Source organism: Candidatus Latescibacter sp. (assembly GCA_030692375.1).
Taxonomy (GTDB): domain Bacteria; phylum Latescibacterota; class Latescibacteria; order Latescibacterales; family Latescibacteraceae; genus JAUYCD01.
The window spans coordinates 1-6,503 of the sequence record JAUYCD010000146.1; the positions used below are offsets into that span (position 1 = coordinate 1).

The 6,503-nt window shown below is 51.3% G+C and carries 4 protein-coding genes; all 4 read left to right on the top strand.

Going from position 1 to position 6,503, the window contains the following annotated elements; genetic code table 11:
- Window positions 1–429: 429 nt before the first annotated feature.
- The 4 genes from Q8O92_09035 (at window position 430) to Q8O92_09050 (ending at window position 6,249) form a co-directional block, all read left to right on the top strand.
- Complete coding sequence (locus tag Q8O92_09035) at window positions 430–2,427, top strand: hypothetical protein (protein MDP2983460.1); 1,998 nt, start codon at window positions 430–432, stop codon at window positions 2,425–2,427.
- Between the two features lie 655 nt (window positions 2,428–3,082).
- The gene (locus Q8O92_09040) at window positions 3,083–4,342 is read left to right on the top strand and encodes a uroporphyrinogen decarboxylase family protein (protein ID MDP2983461.1); all 1,260 of its coding nucleotides are present in this window, start codon (window positions 3,083–3,085) and stop codon (window positions 4,340–4,342) included.
- A gap of 19 nt (window positions 4,343–4,361) precedes the next feature.
- Window positions 4,362–5,285: a hypothetical protein gene (locus tag Q8O92_09045; protein MDP2983462.1), complete on the top strand. Its 924-nt coding sequence runs from the start codon at window positions 4,362–4,364 to the stop codon at window positions 5,283–5,285.
- Window positions 5,286–5,517: 232 nt separating this feature from the next.
- The gene (locus Q8O92_09050) at window positions 5,518–6,249 is read left to right on the top strand and encodes a carbohydrate-binding family 9-like protein (protein ID MDP2983463.1); all 732 of its coding nucleotides are present in this window, start codon (window positions 5,518–5,520) and stop codon (window positions 6,247–6,249) included.
- Window positions 6,250–6,503 lie beyond the last annotated feature (254 nt).

Below are 6,503 nucleotides of genomic sequence, written 5' to 3' on the forward strand. Positions count from 1 at the left end.
CTTGCTTAGATTATTTACGTAACAAAACTTTTTTTATCCCAAACGATGAAAGTCCCCCTTCGGGGGATTTAGGGGGCTGCCTCTCAAAGAGTTATCTCATTTTGCACTGCAAAATTTACCAACTAATTTGGAGAAGAGCCACATTTCAACACTTTTCAACAAAAGATAAAAAGTAACAAAAAAAGAAAATTACTACTATCACTGTAAACATTTTTTAGGACTTGACACTTTATGCGGCGGGGGGATTTTATCTAAAGAGCAAATAAGTAATAGGGCACATCTATCGCCGAATAAAAAATGGGGGACGACCAGACACCTCATACTCCTTGATAAATCCCCGATATCCCATTATCTTCCTATAGGGACACTATCCACCATAACTTCCGGCTAAAAGTATCCAATCTGTTCTAACAATGAAAAGCATACCCGATGCTGCCATTTCCCTTGATTCTTTCCGCAGCGCTTGCTGCAGTGGTGGTTACAGCCAACGGCGCCGAAGCACGTCAGGAAACAACTTCACCGGTAAAAATTCCCGGCCTGGTCACCATTCAGGGAGGAGCGGTCCGATGCGTCCCGCCGGCGTGGGCGGTCATGCAGCGCCGTCTCATCCGGGCGATGAACGAGGCGGCTCCCCTTTACCTCGAACGGTTCACCAGCCGCGGCGGTGAGATGACTTTACACGGCAAACTCGACGACGACTATGAATGCTTCAACTCCTGGCCGCTCTTCTACGCAATCGGGGGCGGTGAGGAAATTCTGGACCGCAGCCTGGAAGAGTGGAGCGCCATAACCCGCCAGTGGTCCTTGCGTTACCAGAAAAGTGTCCTCAAGGAATTTGTCGCGCAGAACGACATGCTTCACCTCAGCGAGGGGTACCTGGGATTCCAGTATTTCGGGCTCGCGGACCCTTCCCTCACAGAGAATGTGGAGCGGGCGCGAAGGTTTGCAGGATTTTACCTGGGAGAGGACCCGGATGTCCTCGACTGGGACCCGGCGCGCCGGATCATCCGATCGCCCATCACCGGGAGCGCCGGCCCGGCGACCGGGAGCTCATGCGACTATGTCCTCATTTACGGCCACGCGAGTCTTTTCCCGGTGGTGAAGACCCTTGAACCCGGCTGGGAGAAGAATCCGGCCCGCCATGCAGAGATACAGAAGCTCTATAACGAGATCGTCATATCCGGCGATGTGCCGATGAATCTGGCTGTCACCGGTCTGGTCAGCCACGCTTACATCCTCACCGGGGACGAGAAGTACCGGAAGTGGGTGCTGGAGTATGTGGACGCCTGGATGGAACGGACAAAGAAGAATAACGGTATCATCCCGGATAACACCGGGCCGGACGGAATCGTCGGCGAGAAGCGGAACGGACAATGGTGGGGGGGATTTTTCGGCTGGAGCGGACGGTATTCGGTCGAGATGATATTCAACAGCCTTATCACCGCGTCCGAATGCGCCTGCATTCTCTCCGGCGACCCGAAATACCTCGGATTCCTCCGTTCCCAGGTGGATATGCTGCTCGAACGGTCGGTAGTGAGAGACGGAAATCTCCTCGTGCCTTACAAAGCGGGACCGGAAGGCTGGTATGATTACCGGCCCTTCGGCGACTACATTTTCAGCCACCTCTGGAAGGCTTCCATGGACATGTCCGACTGGGACCGGGTCGAGCGCATTCGGAACGGGAAGCGGAACGGCCCCTGGGAGTATGCCTACGCCGACTCACCCAATCCGCCTCCTTCGCCAGAAGCAGAGATGTGGCGGCCGGACAGCACCCTGTTCGACTGGAACCGCGTGCTCTCCGACCTCAGGGGAAACCAGCACCGCCGTAATGAGGCGCCGCACCTGGGATGGCTTGCGGGCGCCAATCCGGACTGGCCCGAAAAGATTCTCGCCGCCGAATACGAAAATGTCGCGCTCGCGCTCGAACGTATCAGGAGCGGAAGCTGGGAGCACGAGTGGAAGAGCCAGACAGTACTCCTCCAGAACCCGATTTTCACCAACGGACTCGCCCAGATGACCATGGGCGCGCCGTTCACCTGCTATAACGGCGGACTCCTCATGGCGCGGGTGCGGTATTTCGATCCTGACCGTGCGCGGCCAGGCCTTCCCGAAGATACCGCGGCGCTTGTGGAAAAACTCAGCGCTGACCGGACGGTATTCTCCCTCGTCAATACGAACCTCCGTGAGACCCGGAGAATGATCGTACAGGGCGGCGCCTACGCCGAGCACACGTTCACCGAAGTACGTGTCTTGCGGTCGGCGGCGCGTCAGGACTCTCCACCGGTTCCCGGCGGCCAGGTCTATTCGGTCAACCGTGAGTTCTTCGCAGTGGAACTTCCGCCTTCGAGTATGGTCCGGCTCGATGCGGATATGAAGAGATTCGTGAACCGGCCTACCTACGCGTTCCCGTGGAAGCGGGCACGGTGATATTTCTGAAACACGTTCGGCATGACCGATGCGCTGTCACCCTGAACTCGTTTCAGGATCTAATTCCAATTGTTTTTCAAATAGACACTATCTAACCCGGATTATTCACAAAATTTTTACGCCTTACTCTTAAGTTCTTATATAATAAAATGATAGAAGAATATTTACCTTAATTTCTTCAAAATTGAATTATTTTCGATGTAACATATGTTCACTCTATCTGTAATTTCTTTTTAGAAAAATAGGCGGTGATAATTCTTTAATACTTTTTCATTACTTCTTGTTATACAAGAGGATAAGCTTTATTTTGTAATATATGGTAAGTGATTGATATTTATGTAAAAAATTGAAATGACAATTTTACGAATAATCCGGGTTAACATGGTAAATATAATAACATATAAGTGCAACATAATTAGGAAAAAACTGTTACACTTTGTCTTTTAGTCTTTTAAGTCCCCCTTTGGGGGATTTAGGGGGCTGTAGTTTTGAGGCTTACAAAAAGAAAATCCATTTTTTATGAATAATCCGGGTTAAAAGGCTGCCTCTCAGATAGTTATATCATTATTCACAGGTGTGTTTGACAAGTTGCATTACGGGTTCAATCCGCTGAACCCCTGCTGAAATTTTGACAGGATTAACAGGAGTATCAGGAATGACTTCACGCGAGAGAGTGCGAGCTGCCCTGAATCACCGTCAGCCGGACCGGGTTCCCGTTGATTTCGGCTCCACCATGGTCACTGGTATATCGGTCAGTGTGGTTTTACAGCTCCGGAAAGCTCTCGGACTGGATGGTCCCGATGCACGGGTAAAGGTCATCGAGCCCTACCAGATGCTTGGCGAGATTGAAAACGACCTCCGCCGGAAGATGCATATCGACTGTATCGGGCTTTTCGGAACAAAAAATATGTTCGGGTTCGAAAACAAAGACTGGAAGCCCTGGACCATGTTTGACGGCACCAGGGTGCTCGTTCCGGGTCTTTTCAATACCGTGCCCGATGAAAACGGCGATATTCCCATGTACGCCTGCGGCGACCGAACCTATTCCCCCTGCGCACGGATGCCGAAGGGAGGATTCTACTTTGATTCGACCGTCCGTCAGAAGCCCATCGATGACGATCATCTCCGGGTCGAGGACAACCTGGAAGAATTCGGCCCCCTTTCCGAAGAAGAATTGGAGCACCTCCGTAAAAGCTCCGAATGGCTCTACACCAACACCGGGTATGCGGTGGTATACTCCATGCCGGGAACTTCTTTCGGAGACATAGCCTTTGTGCCCGGCCCGGGGATTAAAGACCCCCGCGGAATCCGTTCTGTAGAGGAATGGTATGTTTCCACCGTGATCCGCAGAGATTATGTCTACGAAGTATTCGAACGGGAGTGCGAGATCGGCCTTTCTAATCTCGCCCGTGTCAGGGAAGCAGCAGGCGACCGCATCGAAGTCATTTTCATCACCGGCGCCGATTTTGGCACCCAGCGCGGGCCGTTCATCTCTCCGGACGTTTACCGAGATCTTTTCATGCCCTTTCACAAACGTCTTTGCGGCTGGATACACCATAACACATCCTGGAAAACGTTCATGCATTCCTGCGGTGGAATCCGTCCCCTTCTTGAAGATGTGATCGAAGCCGGATTCGACATTATCAATCCGGTGCAGTGTTCGGCAGAGGGTATGGATGCGCACATGTTGAAGGAGGATTTCGGCTCGCGACTCACCTTCTGGGGCGGCGGAGTGGACACACAGAAGACACTCCCTTTCGGAAGTCCGGAAGATGTATACCGTGAAGTGAGCGAGCGCATCCGGATTTTCAACCGTGACGGCGGTTTTATTTTCAACGCAATCCACAACATTCAGGCAGGCACTCCGGTGGAAAATGTGCTGGCCATGCTGAAAGCCATCGAGGATTCGTTTTGAAAGAGGAAAAATACCTGATATGAAACGCATTGTATTTTTCAGTATCATCCTCTTGATGTTCCTTGGGAATGTATATGCCCAGTCCGGTCTCCAATCCGGTCTCAATGAGAAGGAACCGGCAAAACGTCAGTTGGGCGCTCCCCTTTATCCGAGGACGGTCTTTATTCGAACCACTGCCGGCCTTGACCCCTATTACGAAACTGCCGAGTATATCACCAGCGATGATGTAAGCACGGTACTGGGCTATTTTGAGACAAGACTCCCGAAAAAACGTGAGATCATATACGAGGACAAGGATACTTATCTGGTCATATTTCTCCTCAAAACCTGGTCACCCTTCCCCGATAGGCCCCCAAAGGAGGCTCTGAGCCAATTGGAACGCGAACCGAATGTCCAGCTCCGTGAATTCCACGAAGGGCCTTATGCTCCCCTCATAGAATACTTTGACCGCAAGCCCGGGGGAAAACCCAAAGCCGATGCCCTCCGTGAAGGCCGTACCATGATCCTTTACACCTATCGGATTTCGGAAGTGGACAGGAGCAAGAGCAGGCTGATCGGGGCATGGAAAGAATCCGACCGTGATCTTGCATATTACTGGGGAAGTATTCTGGAATTCAGAACGAATGGAACCTACAAATTTACCTTCACCGAACAAAACCTCAAAGCCATGGCGCAAATACTCGCCGGCAGGGAGCCGTTCAAAGATATGGGAAGTGATGCCGTTCAGAAAATCCTCGCCGGGAAAAACCCTGAAACCGGCGCCTTCGCGATCACGAAAAATGTCATCAGCCTTGAATCGCCGAACCCTGTGGACGGTGTGCAAAAGAAAAACGGCCTGGCGAGTATTGGGAATGCTTCCCTGTCGCTGGAGCTGGTCAACAAACCCAAATTGGTATTCGTCCGGGTGCCGGAAAGTAAACCAGCGCCTGGAAAGAAGAAATAGAACTCAAAAAAATTATAGATGCCGAAACAATACATAACGACAAATTTTTTGCGTTTCTTTTCAAAATAGATGCCGAAACGGTTGCTAAAAGATGCGCTGCGCTTTCATCGTTCCCGCGAAGTGGCAACAAGTTCGGCATGACACGTGTCACCCTGAACTCGTTTCAGGGTCTGAACAATACTACATCAACTTTTTTAAGATTTTTATACTTGTCTTTTCGAAAGGACCGGCAATGCCAAGAATAGTTTCCGGATTGGCGGCGTTTTTTGTACTCCTGTTTCCGCTGACTGTGCAGGCGAAGCTTCCCGAGTATACAGTCATGCGCGCCACGGGGAAGATCGTTATCGACGGTATCCTTGATGAAGCCGACTGGGCCGCCGCCAAATCGGTCGGCGATTTTCAATTCCCCTGGTGGAAATCAGGTGACAAGGAGCAGACCGAAGCCAAGATGCTCTGGGACGACAATTTCCTTTACCTTTCATTCCGCTGCCAGGACAGGCGCATCTGGGCGGACCACTGGGACACCAATTCCGCCACCTGCCTCGATGACGCCGCCGAAATCTTCTGGAATCCCAATCCTCAGTCTGTCGGCGGCTACAATATGTTCGAGATGAACTGCATCGGGAATGTGCTCAGTGTCTGCAACGACCTGAAAAAACCCATCTTGGAGAACAAAATCCTTCCCCCGCACATTGCTCATTCGCTCAAGGGCACGCTCAACAATGACAGCGATGAAGACAAGGAATGGATGCTCGAGGTTGCCATACGGTTTTCCGATTATCCCGGTCTCTTCGACGGGAAGGCGCCAAAGGACGGCGGCATGTGGCGTGTCGGTCTGAACCGCTGCGGCGGCAAGACGAACGAGCAGTTCAGCCAGTGGAGCCCCTCGCAGACTCCGGCGCCCAATTTCCATGCCCCGAAAGACTTCGGGAAGATATTCTTCAGTATGAAGAAAGTACGGTAAAAAAAATATTTCTCGGCATTTTATTGAGTGTTTAGATCCTGAAACGAGTTCAGGATGACACGTGTCATGCCGAACTTGTTGCCGCTTCGCGGGAACGATGAAAGCGCAGCGCATCTTTTAGCCCGGATTATTCATAAAATGTTTTTTCACATTTCATTAAAGGGATTGATCCCCTCTGCCTGTCGGCATCTCCCCTTGTTAAGGGGAGAATTCGCCACAAGCATTTTTTATCTTTCATTTTTTCTACCCCCTTC